Consider the following 23517-nt stretch of genomic DNA (forward strand, 5'->3'; position numbering starts at 1 on the left):
TTAAGCCAACCTTTTAACGCTAAACTATGGACGAAGCTGCCCGTCGTTGCAGCTACTTGTGCGTCTTTTTACCATCAAGCTCGATCATGGCTTTGCCACACTCATCAATACGGATATTTGATATGCCTTTAATAAAAAAAATCGATTCATTCTATGAAAAACTGCATGATAAATTGCCAGCTGTTGGCAAGGCCGCTTCTTTTTTGACGGGTACTGGCGTCCTCACTGCCAATAGTGCGTTGGTTGGTCTACCGGTCTGGACTATGGGCGCGGCGAAAGTATTGACTGGGTCGAAACTGACCGATGATGCCTTAATTGCAATTACCAAATATTGGATTAATACTAATAATGCCGTTATCGACCACGCCCTACCTCATAAAGACTGGCGCATCAGCCTGCCCGATGATCTAAGCGAAGATAAGCAGTATCTCTTGGTCAGTAACCATCAGTCGTGGGTCGATACCAGTATTGTGCAATATATCAGCCAAGATACGCTGCCTCTAACAAGGTTTTTCACTAAGTTTAATTTGATTTATATTCCCGTTATCGGTCAAGCCTTTTATTTCTTAGACTTCCCAATGATGCGCCGCCACTCTAAAGAAGCGATTGCCAAAAATCCTGCCCTCAAAGGTAAGGATATCGAAGAAGCAAAGCGCGCCTGTCGTCAATTAAAAAACAAACCTTTCGCGCTATTAAACTATTTAGAAGGCACGCGCTTTACTAAAGAAAAACATGATAAGCAAGGCTCACCTTATGAGCATTTATTAAAACCACGCGCTGGCGGGTTGTCATTGGCGCTTAATGCGTTAGGCAATGAATTGGATTCGATTTTAGACGTGACTATCGTCTATCCCGACGGTGCGCCTGACTATGATGATTTATGGAAAGGTAATATTCGTCGCTTGGGCGTCGATGTGACGCGCTTAACCATACCGGACGAGTTATTTGCGGCCATTATGGACGGCGGTTATGACCGTGATGAAGCCACTAAAAAAATGATGTTTGATTGGCTCGAGGACATTTGGCAACAAAAAGATGCGCGTATTACTAAGATGCTAAGTGAGTTTGAGTAAGATTTGGCAGTACGTTAAACACTATCCATGTAAATATAAGACTTAGAATCCACATCACCCACAAGCTTAAAAATGAGCTTGTGGTTTTTTTCTGCCACGTTTCTACGTTTTTATTCCCCAGCTATTCCACATCCTAGCAAAAATCATCAGCAACATGACAAAAACGAATATGTTAATGCCAATTCACTGCATGAGACGTAGCGCGTGATACCGCATAATGATGACATATTTTATATTGACTGAATCATTGGTGATGCTATGAACACCTTTCCGCTATTTTTTAAATTAGAAGACCGCAAAGTACTGATCGTTGGTGGCGGTGATGTCGCGCTACGTAAAGCTGACTTACTCAGGCGCGCTGGTGCTGCGATCACGATCCTTGCACCAACTATCAGTGCTGAAATACAAGCTTTGCTCAGCCATACTAAGGACAAAGCCAAGCACGAACTGATTTATGAAAACTACAATAAAGCTTATATGACTGGCGCACGCGTTATTATCGCCGCAACGGATGATGAAGCGCTCAATCATCAAATTCATACTGATGCCAGCGAGCTGAATATTCCCGTCAACGTCGTTGATACGCCGCATTTATGCGACTTTATTTTCCCAGCCATCGTCGATCGTAATCCAATTGTGATTGGCATTTCATCCAATGGCAAAGCGCCGGTGCTGGCACGTTTACTGCGCGCACGTCTAGAGACGTTAATCCCGCAAGGTTATGGCAAATTGGCCAAGCTGGCTGGTGACTTTCGGGATGAGGTAAAAACCAAAATCCCAACGCTGACAGGACGTCGTCAGTTCTGGGAGCGCACTTTTGAAGGTGAAGTCAGTCAGCTGATGTTTGCTGGCAATGAAGATGCAGCAGCGGCGCGACTGCAAGCGGATTTAGATAACACTGCACCTGCTATCAATGAAAAAAGTACAGCAGGTAATACATCTACAGAATCTCACACCGTAAAAAATCCAATGGGTGAAGTTTATATCGTCGGTGCAGGCCCCGGTGATCCAGAGCTGCTGACCTTTAAAGCCCTACGTCTTATGCAGCAAGCCGATATCGTCTATTATGATGCGTTAGTATCACCGCAAGTATTGGATTTATGCCGCCGCGATGCTGACAAAGTATTTGTCGGTAAAAAACGTAGCAACCATGCCGTCGCTCAGCTTGGCATCAATGAGCTATTAATCAATAGCGCAAAAGATGGTCGCCGTGTGGTGCGTTTAAAAGGCGGCGATCCTTTCATCTTTGGACGCGGCGGTGAAGAGATTGAAAGCTTGCGTGCGCATGGCGTCCCTTATCAGGTCGTACCCGGTATTACCGCTGCCAATGCCGCTGCCAGTTATGCTGGTATTCCGCTCACACACCGCGATCACTCGCAGTCGGTACGTTTTGTCACGGGGTTTTTGAAGGCTGGCACGCCAAACAGTAACTTTAAAAGCTTTTTAAATACCGACGAAACTGTGGTGTTTTATATGGGGCTGCATTCACTGGCACGTTTGACGACAGGTTTAATTGATGCTGGACGTAGTAGCGATACCCCAATCGCCATTGTCTCTAATGCCAGTATGCCCAATCAGCAAGTATTAACTGGTACGCTTGCCAATATCGTTGAGTTGCAAGAACAAAATCAGCTACCCACGCCTGCTCTGCTGATTATGGGAGACGTAGTTGCATTGCATCATGATTTGGCTTGGTATCATGTAGACAATGAGCAAAACAACGAAAATGCTGCTGATACCGATGACAATTGGTTGCGCGGTGGCAAGACAGCGGCGGCAAAAGCCCCTACTAGCCAGCAAGCACATGCGCTATCAATGGTCGCTAATTTGGCGACCGCTGGTGATGTGGAGCAATTAGTGATTGGCTAAGTGCGATTAAGGTCAAGCGACTATCAAGATTGTCGATTCATTACTAAAATACTTTTCCTCAATACATAACGCACATGAAATATCTGTTACTATTCCATCAGTGCCATGAGGTTATTACACATGATAAATAGATATTTTTTCCTAATTCCTATCGTAGTTCTATTTCAGTTTGGTTGCACTAATCAAACAGTAAGAAATACTTCTAACCCAGTGATAAGAACGAAAAACTCACTCGATCTCTTCTCTTATTATGATGAAAGTAATAATGTTCAATTAACTGCATTATTATCAGGCACATTTACAATGAAGAATGGCTGTCTTTTATTTGGCGACGAAGATGGTTATATAACCCCAGTGTTTGATACGAAAGCTAGTAATATCAAAGTTGACTTAGATTCAAAGACTGTAATCTTAAATGCAATAGCAGTTCCATTTGATACAGAAGTTTTCGCAGGGGGCGGTTTTATTGATAAGAAAAATATTCCTGCACTTCAAACTACTGGCGATGAAAAATGCTTAACGGATAGAGTAGCAACTATACATTCTATTGAAGTCCTAACTCCTGAATTGCGTAGAAAATTCTTACTTGATTGGGACGATAAGCCAAAGCCGTAATGAAATTCAATATTAACAATTAGTGTTAATAAAGAGTTAGTTTTTGAGGTTGGTTAACTGTGATAGGATGCGCAAGCCAAGCATTAGAAAACCTCACAAATTTTCATAACAAGCCATAATGCATTAATACTCTAAGCAATCTCTAATAGAGGTTTTTGTAATCCTTACTCTATAGTCCTTTTCTTCTCAATTATCTTTATCAACTTACTATGAATGGACGCTGCATCCGCAGGTGGATTGGCGATTGTTGTATTCTTGATAAGCAAGGTGTACTCGTAATGCGGCTGATAATCAAAGCCCTCTATACCACTATATCGATACCCATTTCTTGCATTTGATGAGCATTTTACTGACCAAAGTTGGATTTACTCATCAATGCTGAATAAGTCTTTCCGTCTTTTTCACAGTGAATCAACCATAAGGTTATAAGCACAGCAAACCACAGCAATTCTTGCTAGAATAATCGCAGTCTTCTAACCATTATTAAGTTCACTTATGCCTGCATTTGCTATTAAACCGCTTACGATTCTTCATACCTCCGACTGGCATTTGGGACGCAGACTTTATGGGCGTATGCGTTATGAAGAATTTGAAGCCTTTTTAAGTTGGCTACAAGAGACCATTAGCGCACAAAAAGTGGACGTACTTATCGTAGCTGGCGATATCTTTGATACCATGACCCCAAGTAACAGAGCCCAAGCGCTGTATTATGAGTTTTTAGGTAAAGTATCAAAATTGTGCTGCGAGCATATTGTCATCGTCGCCGGCAACCACGACTCCCCGACTTTTTTAGATGCCCCAAGTAAAGTCTTAAAGTTTCTAAATGTTCATGTCATCGGTACTGCTTGTGACGATTTAAACGATGAGGTGTTGGTTTTAGACGCGGTTGATGGCACACCGCATTGCATTATCGCCGCTGTGCCCTATCTGCGCGACCGCGATGTGCGTGGTAGCCATGCTGGCGAGTCAGCGGATAGCAAAGATGCCAATGTTATCAAGGGTATTCGAGCGCATTATGATGAAGTGGCTAGCATTGCCAAAGCAAGACAGGAGCATTTAAGCGACGCTCATCAGCGCCATATTCCTATTATTGCGACGGGGCATTTATTCGCCGCAGGCAGTAAGACTACAGAAGATGATGGCGTGCGCGATCTTTATGTTGGCTCGCTCGGTCAAATCTCCGCTGATATGTTTGATGATGGCTTTGATTATGTGGCACTTGGGCATTTGCACGTACCGCAGCGCGTCGGCGGCTGTGAGCATATCCGCTATTCAGGCTCGCCTATCGCCATGGGTTTTGGCGAAGCAAAGCAGCAAAAGCAGGTTTTATTGGTACAATTTGGTGCCACAGAGCAGAGTATTGAAGAAGATGCTAAAGACAACATCACGCCAGAAAAACCAAACACTGATAATGAACCTTCTCTATCCTCTACCAAAGCCGCAGCAAAAAAAGCAGCCATTCAAACGCCTGAATTGATGGATGATTTATTTGCTTTTGTTGAGCAAGAAAAAAGCGCCGCAATTAACGTCGATGAAAAACCCTTTACTCAGTCAGAGGCGGTACCGCTTGATTCTACTTTTACAACGTCTGGTTTAACTTCTCAACGACTGCATCATGATGAGTCACGACAAATGCAGGTAATCTCGTTGCCGATTCCTTGCTTTCAAAAACTGGCGCAGATAACGGGCGATTTGACGACCATCGCTGCGACGATAAAATCATTAAAGCCCTCAGAGTCTATTTGGCTAGAAGTGATTTATGACGGTGACGAAATCGTCAATGAGCTGCGTGAAGAAGTGAATGCCATGATCGAGGGTTTAACTTGCGAAGTGTTAAAAATCAAAAATACGCGCACCTATAATAAAGTCCTTAATCAGCAGCAATCCTCTGAAACCTTACAAGATTTAAATGAGCTTGATGTGTTTGATAAATGCCTAGAAATCAATGGCATTGCCGATACGCAAAAAGCGTCATTACGCAGCGCCTATGAGCAGATACTCCATAATATCTACCATGATGACGCTCAAGCTGAATAAATGAGCAATGAGCGCGGCATCAAAACATAAGTTCCAAATCCAAATCAAAACTATCCATTCAAACGACAAAGACCGACACATGCGCCTAATAGAACTGCGACTCAAAAACTTAAACTCTTTAAAAGGCGAATGGCATATCGATTTTGCTGATTCTGCGTTTATCAATGAAGGCATCTTTGCTATTACTGGACAGACCGGCGCTGGCAAGACCACGATTTTGGATGCGATTTGTCTGGCGCTCTATGGTGAGACGCCGCGGATTAATAACATCAGTAAAAGTAGCAACGAGGTCATGACGCGGCAAACGGCAGAGTGTTTCGCGGAAGTGGTCATTGATTTAAATGGCACTCAATATCGCTGCCGCTGGGGGCAGCGCCGCGCTTATGGCAAGGCGGATGGTAACTTGCAAGATGCCACCCATGAGATTGCTTTAGTAAAGCCTAAAACTGACGATGACAGTAATGCCGATAGCAAAGACGACAAGCTTAAAGGCGATGAAATACTAGAAAGCAAACTGTCACGCACCAAAGAAAAAATCGTTGAGCTGACACGAATGGATTTTCAGCAGTTCACGCGTTCAATCTTACTGGCGCAAGGGAGTTTTTCCGCGTTTTTAAAGGCTAAGGCCGATGAGCGCGCCGATATCTTAGAAAAAATCACGGGTACAGATATCTACGCGACGATATCGACCCATGTCTTTGAAAAAAAGCGCGCGGAAGAAGAGATTTTAAATAAATTGCAGTTTGGCTTAGAGGGTTTAACTTTGTTAGACGCCGACGAAGAAGCGCTGATTAATGAAACGCTGACCTCACATCAAACCGCACAAACCAAGCAGCAACAACAGTATCAACGTCTGCAAGCGCAAATCAATTGGCTCGATACGGTGGCAGAATTAGAAAAAAACGTCGATAATTATCAAAATGAGGTTACGGTAGCCAAGCAAGCGCAGGCAGATTTCGCTCCTGACGCTAAGCGACTTAACGCCGCCAATAAAGCCTTGGAGATTGACAGCCAATACAGTCAACTTGCCCATAACCGCGATAATCTTAAACGCTTGCAAGATGAGCAGCAGGCACTAAATCATCAGCTGCCGCAGCAAGAAGAGCGCCTTGCGCACGCGGCGAATACGTTAAAAGCAGCTGACGCTGATACGCAGAGCGCCTATGATAAGCTGCAAATCACGTTACCAAAAATTGCTCACGCTCGTAAGCTCGATGGCGCAATCGCCCAGCAAATGCAGGTGTTAGACGATCAGCAGCATAGAAAACAACGCCTAGCGACCAATACCCAAGGCTTACGCCAAGAAATAGAAAATCATACCGTCCAACTCAATCAGGACAAAGCTCAGTTAGCAACGATAGAAAAATATTTGATTGACGCCGCCGCTTTGCACGATATAGATACCGATGCGGCAAATTTTGATAGTCATGGCAGCCGCCTAAAAGCGCTGCTGCAAGACAATGCCGCTTTGGCAAACGAAAAAATTGCTCATCATCAGCAATCAAGCCATTATCAAACCAATCTTGATCAATGTCAGCAGCAGCAAAATGCGACCAACGCTTTGATTGCTAAGGCGCGTGAAACGTTAACCGCTTTACAAAAACAGCAGGTGCAATTAACCCAAACGCAGTCATTGGCTGCTATACGCGGTGAGCAAGAGCAGATTGAGCACACGCACAGCCAGATAGAGCAAGTGAGCTTTAAGGCACAGCACATTGAAGCGCTTGCTATCCAAACCAATAAGATAAACACTGCCCTGCCGACCATTAATGATGCCTTGACCAAACTGGCGGCGAGCATTACTGACAACGAAGCGCTTATGGCAGACGCCAAAGACCGACGTCAAGATAAGCAAAAGCTGCTCGATTCATGGCAACAGGTTGCCAACTTAGAGCGTTATATTACCCAACTAAAAGATGGCAACCCTTGCCCGCTTTGCGGTGCGCGCGAGCATCCCTACGGCGCCCATCATCCTGTATTGAACAAAGAGCCAGCGGAAGTGGCTCAAACGCAGCAGCAAATAAGCGAGCTGGATACGACGATCAATACGCTAGAACAAACCCTATCCAAGCAGCGTATTGAATATGCCACCACACAAAATCAGATTAAGCAGTTGCATGAGCAAAAAATCCCACTCCATGAGCAGATGAAAAAGCTGGGCGCGGACAGCGATGACTTAATACAGCCGCTTTTGGCTAAGAGCTATTCTAACGCTGTGGCCGCAAGCATGACTCAGCTTGGCCAAATTGGCATAGATATGAATTTGTTGAGTGAACAAATAGCTGACGACTCAACAGATTGCACACTGATAAAAGAGCGCTTAATAAAAGATAGTTTGTTATTGCTAGATACGATTAAAGACCAACTCAGTAAGCGCAAGCAGTCTTTAAAAGACACGCTTACACAACATGAAGCACTAAGCGATGAGCTTGCTAAAACAAACAAAACCATTGAGACGTTTGAAAAGCAGCAGTATCAGCTTGCCACTGATATTTATGAGATTAAGAGCAACTCTCAAATAAGCGCACTGGCTTTGGATGCTATCGAGAAAAAAATCTCGACGAATTTTGCCGAATTATCCCAGCTTAAAGACGCTATATTGGCGATATTAAATAAATATCTTGCGGGCAAGTATGAGCTAGATGCCGTCACCAAACCTGCTGCTTTACAGCCGCTGCTAGCGAGTATCGATCAACAAGTTGTGTTAAATAAAGCTGACTATGAGGTTCACCTTGATACGCTGCGTCAGCAGCGTAGCAGTTTGGTGCAACTAAAGCAGCAGTTTACTGCTTATAAAAATGCCCAACAAAACCTAATCACTGCGCTTGGTAGCATGACCGTGCAAATCGAAACCAAGCAAGCCCAGTTGAATAAACAAGAGATTGAGCTTGATGATTTGCTGCAAGAAATTATTGCGAAAACCGAGACGCTGGCGCAATTAACCACTGAGCGGCGTGATATTTTTTCAGGTGATGTGCCGAATGCTGGTAATGATAATAGCAACATGAATATCAATCCTGATGCAGAAGAAGCAAGGTTGCGCGCTGTCCTCGAACAGGCGCATAGCGAACAAGCAGCAGCGCAGCGGCAGTTAGATAGTGCTGAGCTCACCCTCAAACAATTACAACGACAGCAGCAGCAGCTTGCCGAGCAATTAACGATCGCTAGCACGGCTCTAACGACGCAAGAAGATATTTTTAAAACGGTACTTGCCAGCTCTGACTTTAGCGATGAAGCAGCATTCATGCGCGCGCGCCTGCCAGCTGCCGAGCGTCATCACTTAACCGAGCAGCAGCAGCAAATCAACGATACGCTCAAACAAGCGCAATCCTTATTGACTCAAACCATGCAAGCACTTGCAGAGAAAAAAGCCAACCCTTTAACCACTGAAGATAGAGAGTCGCTGGCTGAGCAGCAGCAGCTGGCACAAAAGGAGTTGCAGCGCTTGATTGAAGCAATCGGCGCCATGAGCCAACAGCTCAAAGACAATGAAGAGAAAAAAGGCAATCAGCAGGCTCAGCGCCAAGCCATTGCTCAGCAAAAAGACACTTTGCAAGTCTGGCGACAGCTCAATGAGTTGATAGGCTCAAGCAGTGGCAAAAAGTATCGTACCTTTGCCCAAGGTTTGACCTTTGATATCATGGTGACCCATGCCAATGCCCAACTGCATAAAATGAGCGATCGCTATTTGCTGGCGCGTGACGACAATAATCCGCTCGAGCTCAATGTCATTGACAACTATCAAGGTGGCGAGAGACGCAGCACCAAAAATCTCTCTGGCGGTGAAGGCTTTATTATAAGCCTAGCATTAGCGCTTGGGCTGTCGCAGATGGCCAGTCATAATATTCGCGTCGACTCGTTATTTTTGGACGAAGGCTTTGGCACCCTTGATGAGGAATCACTGGATATCGCCCTCGATACCTTGACCAGCTTACAGCAAGAAGGCAAATTGATTGGCGTTATCTCACACGTGCAGGCGCTAAAAGAGCGTATTTTGACCCAAATTCAAGTCACTAAGCTCTCAGGTGGCTTTAGTAAAATCACTGGGCAAGGCTGTTATCATATTGCCAGTTAATGGCTAAAGCGATTTGAAGGTAGCATATTTATGCATAGTCTATTTAAAATTATTTATATTAATACGCGTTTGCTTAATGCCTTTATATTTACTATCACTGCTTTTACTTTAAGTTTGACGACTGCGCAGGCAACAATCAGTTGCGCCGGAACTTTACCCAATCGGTATTTCGAGCGCATTGAAAATACTACGCCGTTTGCTGGCAAGTTGGCCGAACAAACCGATGGCACGCAGCAATTGCACGACCTAAGCGGTGATGTAGTCATGGATAATTTGTCCGAGGCTTATATCGTGATGGATAACTATGTGCTTGCCAAACAGTATGGCAAATACGGCGTTATCAATGCTGCTGGCAAGATTATTGCCCCTTTTGAATATGATGACATTCAAACCGAACCGGATATTGCAACTAGCTTTATTGTCAGCATAAAATCATCAGATGCGACACCCAGACAAGGTATTATTAATCGTCATGGCGACTGGATTTTTCCACTCACCGCGGCGCGTATCAAGCATGCGCACTACGATCCTGACAATGACCAAGATTATTTTAAAATGACTAGTAATCAAGGGCCCACAGGACTGCTCGATGATAAAGGCTACTGGACAATCATGCCGCAGTATGAGGCGATTCATCCGTTAAATGCTTGTACAGGTCAGCTTTTGTATTTGCAAGTGAGCTTAAACGACAAGACAGCACTCATTGACCAACATAACCAAGTCATCATTCCTTTTGCTGCCCATCAACATATTGAAGCGTTTAATAACAATGTCAGCCCTTTGCTTTTTCTGCGCAGTACGTTAATCAATGGCAGTACCGCTACAGGCATGAGCGAAGATATCCAGGACGAGATTGTCAGCGCGCAAATTATCGATGCTAATGGAAAGTTAATCCTCGCATCAGACGCGCCTATCAGAAAACTGCTATACCATCAGCTTTATACTTATAAACAAGCTGGCAAGTTTGGCATTATGAATGATAAAGGCAGTGTAATACTAACACCTCAATTTGATAGCTATCGTGACGATGGCGATAAAGTGTGGGTTGAGAAGAATGGCAAAATGCGCCGTTTAAATAGCTTTATAAGCTTCAATTAATGCTTTAGATTAGGGCATTTATTTTTCTTTTTATTATTGAAAGACAAAAAATCACCGTTAACTCATAACGGTGATTTTTTAATAAAAATATAGTCTGGCTTTTATTTGGCTTATTACTTACTTACCAGCCCACTAAGCTCACTCATCAATACCGATAACGTTGATAAACTAATATCACTTTCATCATTACTATCAATTTTTTGCATCTCAGCGGTGACGGAATCAAGCTGGTTTGTGTGACGAGATTTCCAGTCACTAAAGGCTTGCTTGGCATCAGGCTGCGTCAATAAAGTATCCATCAGCATACGTAAGCTGCGCGAAACTTCGTTGACAAGGGCATGACGCGCACGGCGATCCCAGTGGTCTTGCTGCGGTAAGGTGGCGATATTGTCCATCATCCAATCTAGCTGCAAAACGTGATAGGCCTCAAAGTATAAAGTGGCAATCTCATCGACTGGGCGCTCATACTGCTCAGCCAGCAGCGCTGCATCTAGCGCATCGACATGGTAAGGTAACATCGCAAACATCGCCGCATCATCCGCAGACAGCTTGTTTTCCGTTAAGCTTGTAATATCTTCTTGTAAGTACTCTGAGAACTGCTGCTCAATAAAACCACCTGCTTTGGTTAATTTTTCCACACTGTTTTCAAAGCGCTCGATCATATCGGCAACTTGTAAATCCTGACCAAAGGCATTGATAAACCACACTACGCCATTTTCAAGCGCATCACGTAAACGCAGCTCAAGCTCAAGTAGCAAGGTGGCATCGACTTGGTTGTCCAGCGACTCAAGTTTCTCCCAGGCTTTTGATACATGGAAGACATCACGAGCAATTGCATAGCCGCGCGCAATTGTAGCAAGCGTTTGCCCTGTTTCCTCAAATAAACGAAATAAGGCTTCGATACCCAAACGGTTGACGATGCTATTGGTCAAATAAGTACTGATGATTTCACGGTGCAAACGATGTTCTTTCATCTCATCAAAGAAGTTTGCTGCCAGCTCATCAGGGAAGTATTGACGCAGCTCATTAACGAAATACGGTGCATCAGGTAAATCTGACGCCAACAAATTATCGTACACCCACATCTTGCCGTAAGCCATGACGATTGCCAGCTCTGGATTGGTGAGCCCCGTGCCCGCTTTTTGGCGTTTGGCGATTTCTTCATCCGACGGCAGATATTCGATAGCACGGTCAAGACGACCTTCGCTTTCTAGCATTTGAATAAAGCGTTGATGGTCACTTAAATTTGCCGCGGCACGTAGATGGCTAAGCTCAAGCGCCTGCGGTTGTAGATAATTTTGGCGCAGCACCAATTCAGCGACCGTATCGGTCATAGACTCTAAGAGCTCATTACGCTGCTTGAGCGTCATGTCGCCTTGCTCGACCACTTTACCAAGCAAAATCTTAATATTAACTTCATGGTCTGAGCAATTAACGCCGCCCGAGTTGTCGATAGCGTCGGTATAAATGCGCCCGCCTGTCTGTGCGTATTCGATACGTCCTTGTTGAGTAAAACCTAAGTTACCGCCTTCGCCAACAACCGCCGTGCGTAGCTCACCACCGTTGACGCGTACGGCATCATTGGCGCGATCACCGACATCGGCATGACTTTCATTGGCGCTTTTTACATAAGTACCGATACCGCCATTCCAAATCAAATCAACTGGCGATTTTAGCAGCGCACTGATTAACTCATTAGGGGCAAGGCTATCTTCACTGATATCAAATAGCGCTTTCATCTCAGGGCTAATCACAATGGTTTTGTCTTGACGTGAGAAAACACCGCCACCTTGACTGATAAGCGATTTTTCATAGTCGTCCCACGTTGAGCGCGGCAGATTAAATAAACGCTCACGCTCGGCATAAGACGCTTCAGTATCAGGGTTTGGATCGATAAAGATATGCAAATGGTTAAAGGCTGCGACCAGCTTGGTATGTGTGGATCTGAGCATACCGTTGCCAAAAACGTCACCACTCATATCGCCAATACCGACGACGGTAAAATCATCACGGTTTTGGATGTCCATACCACGCATACGGAAGTGGCGTTTGACCGACTCCCAGCCACCGCGAGCAGTGATGCCCATGGCTTTATGGTCATAACCGACCGAGCCGCCTGAAGCAAACGCATCATCGAGCCAAAAGTTATACTCGCTTGATAAGGCATTGGCGATATCAGAAAAAGTAGCGGTACCTTTATCAGCGGCGACCACTAAATACGGGTCATCTTCGTCGTGACGCACCGTATTGGCTGGCGGGACAATTTTGCCATCGACAATATTATCAGTCACATCGAGCATACCGCGCAGGAACGCTTGGTAACAGGCAATGCCCTCTGCTTGAAAGGCTTCACGGCCATCAGCCATGGTTTTGGTCTTGACGATAAAACCGCCTTTAGAGCCAACTGGGACAATGACCGCGTTTTTGACCATTTGTGCTTTGACCAGACCGAGCACTTCGGTACGAAAATCTTCCATACGGTCCGACCAGCGCAGACCGCCGCGAGCGACTTTGCCACCGCGTAAATGCACTGCCTCAACGCGTGGTGAATAAACAAATATCTCAAACATTGGTTTTGGTTTGGGCAAGTTTGGAATATCTGCCGCCAAAAACTTAAACGATAAACGATCTTTACGTTGACCATCCGCTTCTCTTTGATAGAAGTTGGTACGCACCATGGCGTTAATCAAATCCAAATACCAACGCAGGATACGATCTTCATCTAAACTACTGACACCCGCTAAGGCTCTGTTAATTTGCTCTCGGGTTTGATTGGTTTTGCTGGCACGCTCCTCTTCACTATATTGAGGGTTCATGCGCGCATCGAATAGCTCGCTTAATGCAATGCTAATTGCACTATTTTTCACCACGGTTTGCTGAATATAAGCACTAGAGAACGGCGCTTTTGCTTGCATCATATAACGCGATAAGGCCCGCAGTACCACCACATCATACGTATCGAGTTTAGTGGTTAATACCAGCTCATTAAAGGAATCACTCTCAACGCGCCCTGCCCATATTTGCTTAAGGCTGTCTTCAAACTGCGCGCGTACCACTTGCATATCGATGGTGTCAACATGTTCCAATACCAGCTCATACTCTTGCATCCAAATCGGCTGCTCTGGCAAATCGAACTCGTAGGTTTGTGCCGAGATCACCGATACGCCAAAGTTTTCTAGCACCGGCAAGACTTTTGAGAGAATGGCAGGGTTTTGGCGACCGTAAAGTTTTAGGTGCAGCTGATTGCTGGCGCCGCCCGTTGACTGATATAAATGCCAAATCATTGGCCGCTCGTCATTTAAGCCCGCCAGACGCTTGGTATCTTCGACCGCCGTCCGCGCATCAAACCGTTCTTGATAGGCTGCAGGAATATAACTTAAGAAGCGGCGCATTAAGGCATTGGCTTGCTGCTCGCCGACATTATCAAGCAGCATTCTTTGGTAATTATCGCGCCATGATTGCATAAGAGCCGACAGCTTATCTTGTAGCGCCGCCGTATCTACCTCATTTACTTGACCGGGTATCGTACGCACATGGACGTGGACGCGGGCGTGTTCTGATTCGTTAAATTCCGTGGTAAAGCCAGATGACGTACCGCCGTAAGCGTCTTTTAAGACGTTTTGTACTTTAATACGCAGCTCGGTATTGAACTTATCACGCGGGATATAGACCAAGCAGGATACAAAGCGCTGATAATGATCGACTCGGCTAAATAAACGCAAGCTTTTCTTATCTTGCAATTGGCTAATACCAGAGACGATAGGATATAACTCTTCAACGCTGGCTTGAAACAAATCATCACGCGGTAAAGAGTTAATCACATGCATCATTTTGTGATACGCATGACCGTCACGTGGTAAATCCGCCATCGCCATGATTTTATTGGCTTTTTCACGCAGTAATGGAATCTGTTGTACGCTTAGCTGATAGGCTTGCGCGGTAAATAGACCAATAAAGCGATATTCGCCAATCAGAGTGCCATTGTCATCGAACTTATGGATACCTAAAAAGTCCATATATACCGGACGATGAACGGGTGACACACGGCTTGATTTGGATAGCATCAATACGCGTGGCTCGGTTAATAGTTTTTTTAGATTATGGGGCAGCTCATCAAAGCTTTTTGAGAGCGTATCTTCACTACCGCCGCGCAACAGGCCAAGCCCACTATTACCAATGGCAAATAAGTCTAAATTACCATCATCTTCTAAGCGGTACTCGCGATAGCCTAAAAAGATAAAATGCTCGTCTAATACCCAATCCAAAAACGCCTGAATCTCTTGCTGCGAATAATACACTTCTGGTAGATTCTGACCAGCCAGCTCTGCTTTTATATCGGTCAGCTTGCCGCGTATCTGTTGCCAATCATCGACAACAACATCTAGAGTATCTATTTTTGCCAGCAACATTTGCTTTAGGGCTGCCAACTCATCATTGTTTTGATAAGCGATTTCGCAATGAATTAAAGACATTTTTGAGGTGTCACTTTCATGAGCACTTTCGACATGAGTGATATCGCCGCTTTCATCACGCTCAACCCCGATAATGATATTATAAGTGCGATGGACGTCGATGCCTTCTGCTTCTAGACTCATCAAAATAGTATCGACCAAAAACGGTCTGTCGTAAGCGACTATTTGAATAACCGTATGCGAGCTATGAAAATGCTGCTCTTCTGCGATAGGGTTTAAAATAGCAAGCTGCGGCTGACTGCCGTCATAGGCTTTGAGCAGGGTGAAATGATGCAGCGCCATGCCAGCCAAATCCATATTGCTGATATCTTTGGCCGCTTCTTGGTGCAAGCTTTGGTAATAGCTATGAATAAAATGATCAAATAGCGATTTGTCCTTTTGCACATAACTGGTGGCAATATCGCTTATCTGGCTAATCCGCTCTTTTGCGATATTTAACGTGTTAGGCATGTCCGTTGTCCTTTGTTATAGGTTTGTCGTTCTCGTTTTTTTAATAACCAATCATTGGTATTTACTGCTGCCAACTTATCAAAGTGTAACGCACCTCAGCGTATAGCAAAAGCGTACAACATCATTTCATGAATCACTAAGATGTCGATAACCTTTGATAATAAGACAGTTAATGAGACAGTCTTTAGTAATTAAGACGATAACACCTTAACTTCATCTAAAACTTGCTGGCAAGTGGATACTCATAACAATCATAGCGTTTTTTTGTTAGAATACCGCAGTATATTGCAGCAGATTTTGCTGGCTCGCTATTAACTCCCAAAAAACTAACTCACAAACAACTCACAATGAATTTTGATGCTAAGGGCAGACGTATGATAAATATTTTGGTGATTGGCTCAGGTGGTCGCGAACACGCTCTCGCGTGGCAGTGTGCAAAAGACGACAAGGTACAAAACATCTATGTCGCCCCCGGTAATGCTGGCACTGCGCTTGAGCCAAAATGCCAAAACGTTATGCTAGAAGATGCAGATAACGCTGTCGAACATAGTGCGGTTATCGAATTTTGCAAAAAAAACGCCATTGATATGGTAATTGTTGGTCCAGAAGCGCCATTGGTAACGGGTATTGTCGATGCTTGCCGTGAAGCTGGCATCAAAGCATGGGGGCCAACCGCTTATTGTGCACAGCTCGAAGGCTCAAAAACTTTTGCTAAAGAGTTTATGGCACAAAACAACATACCAACCGCAGCTTATCAAGGGTTTACGGACGCTACTGCTGCCAAAGCGTATATCGATGAGCAAGGCGCACCGATTGTAATCAAAGCCGACGGTTTGGCTGCGGGTAAAGGCGTTATCGTCGCTGAAACCATCAAGCAGGCGCATGATGCGATTGATGATATGCTTGCTGATAATAAATTTGGTGATGCTGGTAGCCGTGTGGTTATCGAGCAATTCTTGCAAGGTGAAGAAGCCAGCTTTATTTGCATGGTAGATGGTGAAAACATCTTACCGATGGCAACCAGCCAAGATCATAAGCGTGCGTTTGAAGGTGACACTGGACCAAATACTGGCGGCATGGGTGCCTACTCTCCTGCGCCAGTCGTGACCCAAGACGTTCACGATAAGGTAATGGCGCAAGTTATCCAACCTGTTGTTGATGCAATGAAAGCTGCCGGTCATCCTTATACTGGATTTTTATATGCTGGGCTAATGATTGATGAGGCGGGCGACCCGTATGTGATTGAATTTAACTGCCGCTTTGGTGACCCAGAAACGCAGCCGATTTTGATGCGTTTGCAATCATCGATGGTTGACTTGGTCGCTCAAGGGTTAGATGGTAAGTTACCAAGCGCCGCCAATTGGGATGAGCGCTCTGCTCTTGGCATCGTCGTTGCCTCAAAAGGTTATCCTGAAACCTCATCTAAAGGCGATGTGATTACTGGCTTACCAGAATTAGATGATGACAATCAAAGCTCGGTAAAAGTTTTCCATGCTGGCACGGCTTTTTCTAATGACGATGCGCTTAGTGATGATAGTGATGAGAAAGAAGTGGTGACCAATGGCGGGCGCGTATTGTGCGTGACAGCATTGGCTGATAGCATTTCTGGTGCGCAGCAAGCCGCATTGGCAGTGACAGGCGCGATTAGTTTTGATGGTGCCCATTATCGCCGTGATATCGGACATCATGCGATTACTCGTGAAAACGTTTGATATGGTTAAGCTGGTCTAAATTTTTATCTTAAAAGCTTTTTTTAAAGGCTGTTTTTTTAAAAGCGACGTTTTAAAAATTATATTGTTTTGTAATAATCCGACCCAGTAATGCTAGGTCGGTTTCTTTTTGCTCATTTTTTACGATCTTATTTAAAAAATTATCTGTGGCGGCTTAGTGTTAGAATAAAGATCATTACTGTGGCGCTTGATTTGGAGTGCTCTAGTGCTAGGTAATAGCCTGTAGCTTAGCAATTAATACAGTCACTTTTAATATGCATACGTTAACTTACAAAGTAACTGTTCAGGCTAGGCTCAGGCAGCTCAATCTACCACCCATTATATGATACAATTTTGTACCAGTACGTCGCATCTCCTTGTATTGTCGGTTTACGCCCGCACATCAATAGCAACCGGATGAATGATTATATTTATGGCAAATGATACCTCTAGACCTTCTAATAATAAACCGTCTAATAATAAGCAATCCATCGACAACCTGAAGACCTCAGGGTTTGAGCGTCGGATGTCCATTGCAAAAACTTCCTTAAATATCGGTCGTCGTTGGGCAGGTAATAGTGTGTCAGGTATGTTTTTGAATAAAGAAGCACGTACAGCGCGCAACCAAATATTTATGGAAGAACAGGCGCATTATCTGGCAGAAGAGCTGGGTAAATTAAAAGGGTCGGTAGTAAAAATTGGCCAAATGCTGGCAATTTATGGCGAGCATATATTACCGCCCGAAATCACGCGCGCCCTGCAAACGCTCAATGATGACACCGCAACCTTAGCATGGCCAAAAATCGAGGTCACGTTACGTCAATTATTGGGCGCGAAGTTAAATGAGCTAGAAGTTGATCCCATTCCTATTGGTACCGCTTCCCTCGCCCAAGTTCATCGCGCAACAGTGTTGGCAACGGGTGAGCAAGTGGTTTTAAAAATTCAATATCCAGGTGTTGCCGATGCTATTAATTCTGACTTGGCTTTATTTAAGCGTTTATTAAAAGTCAGTAATATCGTACCGCAAACACGCGCTCTCGATGCATGGTTTGAAGAGATACGTGACCTCCTCCATCATGAAGTTGACTACGAAGCGGAAGCAGCGACCACGGAGCGTTTTTATGAGCGCTTACTGGGCGACCCGCGTTATATCGTACCCAAAATCAATCGTACTTACTCAACCAAACGCTTGTTATGCATGTCTTATGAGCCAGGCATTACGGTGGTCTCGGAAGCGCTACAGTTATTGTCACATGAGCGCCGCAACGCTATCGGTCAAGCGGCTATCGAAATCATGATGCAAGAGATTTTCGTTTGGGGTGAGATGCAAACGGATCCCAATTTTGGCAATTACCTCGTTCGTGTCGCTGCCAATGAAAACGAAATCGATAAACTGGTATTATTAGATTTTGGCGCCATTCGCCAATTCGATAACAACCTACTGACGATTGCACACGGGTTATTACGAGCCGGATATCGTCACGACCATCAAGCGATGAAGCGAGCTATGACGGGTTATGACTTCTTTGATAGCATGAGCGATAAAGTACGCTCAGATATCGCTTCATTATTCTTGTTGGCGACAGAACCCTTTAGCGACCCTACTTTAAACCCTGATATTCCTAATAACTGTTTGGATGAACAGCAGCGTTATATCTGGGCGAACAGTAAGTTGCATACTCGCCTCTCAAATAATGCCACGCAAGCGATGCAGTCTTTTGAGTTTAACCTGCCGCCTAAAGAGTTTATGTTTATCAGTAGAAAATTTATCGGTGCCTATACCTTTTTGACGGTATTAGATGCTCATACTGATTCTAATAAATTGGTGAAGCCTTTTTTGTAGTATAAGAAATTTGATGTTTTTTGGACCGCCTTTTTGTGGCGGTCTTTTTATTTTTTATGTTTTTTTGCTTAGGCTATTTTATATAATCATTTTAATAAGGATATATTTTTGTTTACTGCTCTGCATTCCTACGCTGATATTCAATAATTTTTGAGTATTATGCGTATTTTTGCTTAGGCTATTTTTCATGCTTCACTACTCGCTTGCCAATTGTCGAATCTGGTTTGATAACCGTCAGGCTTACGCATGTTTAGCTGCCAACAAGTTTCACCGCGCGCCAAGTATTTGACTTCAAAATGTGTACGCTGACTATCACTAGCGACTTTATGACGCGTATTCGGTAAGCACCAGACTTCATTGGCTTGCTGCTCTGCATTATCCATATACGCTTCTATATTAGTCGCCAGCACCACTTCTCCATCTACTTGCAAACGAGAAAGCAAAAACTCAAAAAAAGGCATGTTTAACCACTGTTGGTTGGGGTTATGTTGCTCAGGATTGGGATATAAGATAAAGATACGCTCGATACTGTTTGGCACAATGGCATGGACAATCCAAGCGATGGCATCAGCATGAATCGCGCTGAGATTGCTTGATTTCTGCTGCGCTGCCATTTTAGCAAAGGCATCGAATTTATTACGCGTACGCTCGATGGCTATCAAGTGCTTATCAGGATGTTGCATTGCGAAGCTAAGCGCATGCTTGCCCTTCCCTGCGCCAATCTCCAATACCAAAGGCAGCTCGGCGTCGACCAATATATCCGGCATTATAAAATCACGTGGGGCTGAGAGTTTTTGTGGTTGGAAGGCACGCTGCTGCTGATGCGAAAGCTCGATATTATCAGTCATCTACTATCCTTAAGGGATTTGTCATTTGTCATTATTCGACCGCATGCTATTATATAGTCAATCTAGTCCAATAGTAATACAACGACCGTGCTTATCGAACGACAATTATTAATGATGCAGAGCGATTGCTTATAAATCTGGAAAACCCACATTTTTCATACTCGCTATTGATTAGAAGCGCTGTCCTAAATGACAGCATTTATTGATAGCCCATAGGATGTATCTACTTTTATTATGACTGAATCTACTTCTAGCAACAGCGACAACCATACCAACCCCTTACCCAAAACCTATCCTTGTCCAGAATGCGGCAACCAAACCGCGTGGCAGGACAATAAATATAAGCCATTTTGTAGTCATCACTGCAAGCTTATCGACTTAGGCGCTTGGGCAAGTGAAGAATATACCTTACCTGCCGAATCGACGCCGTTTTCTGATGAGCTCTAATTAATCCCAATCTCTCTAGCCCTCTAACCTTTTATAACTCCAAGGATGTTTTACATGTCTGCTACTTACCTGATGCCCACTTATAATCGTCAACCAATCAGCTTCACCCGCGGTTCAGGCAGTTGGCTTTATACCAAAGATGAGACGCCTTATTTAGATGCTTTGACAGGTATCGCAGTATGCGGTTTGGGGCACTGCCATCCAAAGGTGACAGAGGCTATTCAGCAGCAGGCGGCAACCTTGGTGCATACCAGTAATTTATTTGGTATTGATTGGCAAGAGCGCGCTGGCGAAGCTCTATGTCATGCGGCGCAAATGGATAGCGTGTTCTTTGCTAATAGTGGTGCTGAAGCCAATGAAGCGGCATTAAAACTGGCACGACTCTATGCCCATCAGCAAGGTTTTAAACGCCCAAAAGTTATCGTTATGGAACAGTCTTTTCATGGTCGTACCTTGCTGTCGTTATCAGCAACTGCCAACCCTAAAGCACGTGAAGGTTTTTATACCTTGGATGAAGATTTTCTCCGTGTGCCCTTTGGTGATATCGCTGCGATTGAACAAGCCGCTCAAGACCATGATGATATCTGTGCGGTATTTGTCGAGCCTATCCAAGGCGAAGGGGGTTTGAATACCGCAGCCAATGGTTTTAATTACCTTGAGCAGCTACAAGCCGTATGCGATAGCCATAATTGGTTATTTATGCTCGATGAAGTACAAACCGGCAACGGTCGTACGGGCAAATACTTTGCTTATCAGCATAGCAATGCTCGTCCTGATGTCTTAACGACGGCCAAAGGCTTAGGTAATGGCTTTCCAGTAGGTGCTTGCATGGTACGCGGGCGTGCCAATGGCTTATTTGGTGCCGGTAGTCACGGCTCAACCTATGGAGGCACGCCTTTGGCCAGTCGTGTGGTACATAGCGTTTATGACGTGCTTGCTGACGGCAATATTATGAATAATGCTGTCACCGAAGGACAATTCATCCGTGAGGGTGTCGTTGATGCGCTTGGACAATATGGCGTTAGCACTCGCGGCGCAGGGATGATGATCGGTATTGCTCTACCAGAACAGATGGACTGTAGCAAATTGGTTGACCGTGCCCGTGATGAGCAAAAATTAATCATCAACGTCACAGGCGGTCATGTGATTCGTCTATTGCCGCCGCTTAATATGAGCCGTGATGAAAGCTCACAAGTAGTTGAGCGCTTGGTTAATTTATTAAAGCCTTCATTTTAAACGATTGATCTAATCAAAGTTTACAGCTAAAAAAGCCTATAAATAACTTATCTATAGGCTTTTTGCTTTTTAACACTTTAAAAGTAATTTAAATTAAATGTTATTAAGCGCTTAGCTTAATTGGCATGAAAGTACTTTTTTAACACCTCTAAGCAGCGGGTGATTTTTGCAGGCTGTTGATCACGGTTTAAGGTGACGGCATATAGCACAAAACTTGGTAGCTGATAACCGGTCAATACTTCGACCAAATTGCCATTTTCAAGCTCTTTTTTGACGTCCATTTCCATGATACGAATCAATCCATGACCTTCTTTTGCTAAAGTCATCGCCATAAACACGTTATTGGTATGAATACGTGAATTCATTTTAATGCGTGTTTTCTTGCCCGTTTCCGTTTGGGTAAGCTCTACATGACTTGCATCTTTCATGATATCGATACAAATCAGCTGATGGTCTGCCAAGTCTTTTGGCGTTTCAATCTTTTTATGCTGACGTAAATACTGCGGTGAGGCGACCAACAGTTGACGCACATCAGATAACGGATGATTGCTCAGGGTTGAATCATTGATATTGGGGCTCATACGTACCGCAATATCGATACGCTCATCAATCATATCAATATAATGATTGTCGGCAAAATAGGTAATGCTAAGGTCGTCGTGTGCCGACATCCAAGTCGATAGAGCGGGCAAAATATGGTGAACGCCAAGCTCAGGCGTCGTTGCAATACGCAAACTACCAGCGAGCTCATCGCGTAATTGATTGACTTTAATACGCCCTTGTTCAGCAGCGCTAACCACGTCTTTTGCCGCTTCATAAAAGCTTGCGCCCGCTTCTGTTAAGCTAAGCTTACGAGTTGAACGATGCAGGAGCACCACACCCAGCTCATTTTCTAGAGCGCGTATCTGCTGGCTGACCGCACTGGTTGTGATACCCAATTCGCGAGCTGAACCACTAAAAGAGCCGTGTCCGACCACACTGGCAAACACAGCCATACCACGTAAATTATCTAACATATTCCCACCTAAGCTGCTTTTTAGTTTTTAATATAACTTAACCATTATAGCGGATTATAATAAATCTTACAGTTTTTTACTATAACTCTATTAGTCATCTAAAGCTATTTTGCCTTTAATAAAACTAAAAATATCAAGGCGATAAAATGACGTCACCTTGATATTTTGGTAAATATAATAAAGTATATAAAGATATGCTGATTAAAAATTGCCAATCATAAAATCAGCGATTGTTTAATATAACTGAACCTTACCCATTTTTCCTTCACCGCGCTCTGTCAGATATTGCATGACGGGTGTATTAAGTAATCTAGACTCTGCCACTGTACGCGCTTCAATAAGGCGTTTTTGTTGACGACGTTCAGGCGTCTTATCATCGGCTTGCATAATACTGCCATCTATCTGCAAGCTAATGTCTGCTTGCGTAAACTGTTCTTGCAGTTTCGCTGCCAGCTGCTGAAAAGTAGCTTGCAGATGCTTGCTATCTACCGCCGTGACAAACACGGCTTTAGCGTTACAGTCACCAGTCATCATCCCTTGGCGCGCTAATGCCAATTCATCGGGTGCCAAACTACCAGCTTCGCGGGCGCATTGTAACCAATAGTCCCATTTTTCTGGCGTCCACTCATCCGTTAATTCTTGCGGCGCACAGCGTAACAAAGTACGCGGATCATCCACTTGTATTGCTAATTGAGAATCATTTGTGGCAGGCTCAACAACAGGCTCAGG

General features: G+C 44.3%; 14 protein-coding genes and 1 pseudogene. 10 read left to right on the forward strand and 5 right to left on the reverse strand.

All coding sequences use genetic code 11. The annotated features are described in order from the left end of the window. Positions 1 to 122 precede the first annotated feature (122 nt). The 3 genes from B2866_RS10820 (at position 123) to B2866_RS10830 (ending at position 3557) form a co-directional block, all read left to right on the forward strand. Positions 123 to 1073: an acyltransferase gene (locus B2866_RS10820; RefSeq protein ID WP_296194013.1), complete on the forward strand. Its 951-nt coding sequence runs from the start codon at positions 123 to 125 to the stop codon at positions 1071 to 1073. Positions 1074 to 1331: 258 nt separating this feature from the next. Next, the gene (gene cysG / locus B2866_RS10825) at positions 1332 to 2942 is read left to right on the forward strand and encodes a siroheme synthase CysG (RefSeq protein ID WP_296194015.1); all 1611 of its coding nucleotides are present in this window, start codon (positions 1332 to 1334) and stop codon (positions 2940 to 2942) included. A 120-nt stretch (positions 2943 to 3062) separates the two neighbouring features. Next, positions 3063 to 3557 (forward strand): hypothetical protein, encoded by a 495-nt coding sequence (locus B2866_RS10830; RefSeq protein ID WP_296194017.1) that lies wholly within the window; start codon positions 3063 to 3065, stop codon positions 3555 to 3557. Between the two features lie 164 nt (positions 3558 to 3721). On the opposite strand, the gene B2866_RS13275 is transcribed toward B2866_RS10830, so the two are convergent. Further along, positions 3722 to 3922 carry a DUF4377 domain-containing protein gene (locus tag B2866_RS13275; RefSeq protein ID WP_409520837.1) on the reverse strand — a complete coding sequence of 67 codons (201 nt, stop codon included), beginning with the start codon at positions 3920 to 3922 and terminating at the stop codon, positions 3722 to 3724. A 130-nt stretch (positions 3923 to 4052) separates the two neighbouring features. Here B2866_RS13275 and B2866_RS10835 point away from each other — a divergent pair, with 130 nt between their 5' ends. The 3 genes from B2866_RS10835 to B2866_RS10845 all read left to right on the forward strand — a co-directional run bounded on the left by B2866_RS10835 (position 4053) and on the right by B2866_RS10845 (position 10767). Continuing rightward, complete coding sequence (locus tag B2866_RS10835) at positions 4053 to 5594, forward strand: exonuclease SbcCD subunit D C-terminal domain-containing protein (protein WP_296194020.1); 1542 nt, start codon at positions 4053 to 4055, stop codon at positions 5592 to 5594. 79 nt (positions 5595 to 5673) lie between these two features. Beyond that, positions 5674 to 9669 carry an AAA family ATPase gene (locus B2866_RS10840; protein ID WP_296194022.1) on the forward strand — a complete coding sequence of 1332 codons (3996 nt, stop codon included), beginning with the start codon at positions 5674 to 5676 and terminating at the stop codon, positions 9667 to 9669. A 30-nt stretch (positions 9670 to 9699) separates the two neighbouring features. Next, positions 9700 to 10767, forward strand: a complete 1068-nt coding sequence (locus B2866_RS10845) for a WG repeat-containing protein (RefSeq protein ID WP_296194024.1) — start codon at positions 9700 to 9702, stop codon at positions 10765 to 10767. A gap of 113 nt (positions 10768 to 10880) precedes the next feature. Here B2866_RS10845 and B2866_RS10850 read toward each other — a convergent pair whose 3' ends face one another. Next, positions 10881 to 15689, reverse strand: coding sequence for an NAD-glutamate dehydrogenase (locus B2866_RS10850; protein WP_296194027.1), 4809 nt, complete (start codon positions 15687 to 15689; stop codon positions 10881 to 10883). Between the two features lie 377 nt (positions 15690 to 16066). Here B2866_RS10850 and purD point away from each other — a divergent pair, with 377 nt between their 5' ends. Both purD and B2866_RS10860 read left to right on the forward strand, forming a co-directional pair. Then, the gene (gene purD / locus B2866_RS10855; RefSeq protein ID WP_296194088.1) at positions 16067 to 17401 is read left to right on the forward strand and encodes a phosphoribosylamine--glycine ligase; all 1335 of its coding nucleotides are present in this window, start codon (positions 16067 to 16069) and stop codon (positions 17399 to 17401) included. Positions 17402 to 17831: 430 nt separating this feature from the next. Beyond that, positions 17832 to 19241, forward strand: a complete 1410-nt coding sequence (locus B2866_RS10860; protein ID WP_296194030.1) for an ABC1 kinase family protein — start codon at positions 17832 to 17834, stop codon at positions 19239 to 19241. Positions 19242 to 19426: 185 nt separating this feature from the next. Here the strand turns inward: B2866_RS10860 and B2866_RS10865 are convergent, their stop codons facing one another. Further along, positions 19427 to 20089 carry a DUF938 domain-containing protein gene (locus B2866_RS10865; protein ID WP_296194033.1) on the reverse strand — a complete coding sequence of 221 codons (663 nt, stop codon included), beginning with the start codon at positions 20087 to 20089 and terminating at the stop codon, positions 19427 to 19429. Between the two features lie 234 nt (positions 20090 to 20323). Between B2866_RS10865 and B2866_RS10870 the strand changes: the two genes are divergently transcribed. Continuing rightward, positions 20324 to 20536 carry a DNA gyrase inhibitor YacG gene (locus B2866_RS10870; RefSeq protein ID WP_296194034.1) on the forward strand — a complete coding sequence of 71 codons (213 nt, stop codon included), beginning with the start codon at positions 20324 to 20326 and terminating at the stop codon, positions 20534 to 20536. Positions 20537 to 20590: 54 nt separating this feature from the next. Beyond that, entirely contained in the window at positions 20591 to 21772 is a 1182-nt protein-coding gene (locus B2866_RS10875; protein WP_296194037.1) for an aspartate aminotransferase family protein, read from the forward strand. Positions 21773 to 21888: 116 nt separating this feature from the next. Here the strand turns inward: B2866_RS10875 and B2866_RS10880 are convergent, their stop codons facing one another. Then, the gene (locus tag B2866_RS10880; protein ID WP_193032008.1) at positions 21889 to 22788 is read right to left on the reverse strand and encodes a LysR family transcriptional regulator; all 900 of its coding nucleotides are present in this window, start codon (positions 22786 to 22788) and stop codon (positions 21889 to 21891) included. A gap of 234 nt (positions 22789 to 23022) precedes the next feature. Continuing rightward, a pseudogene (locus B2866_RS10885) lies at positions 23023 to 23517 on the reverse strand (DNA polymerase III subunit gamma/tau); the annotation flags it as partial.

Origin of the sequence: Psychrobacter sp. UBA3483, from assembly GCF_002377905.1 — a bacterium.
GTDB lineage: Bacteria > Pseudomonadota > Gammaproteobacteria > Pseudomonadales > Moraxellaceae > Psychrobacter.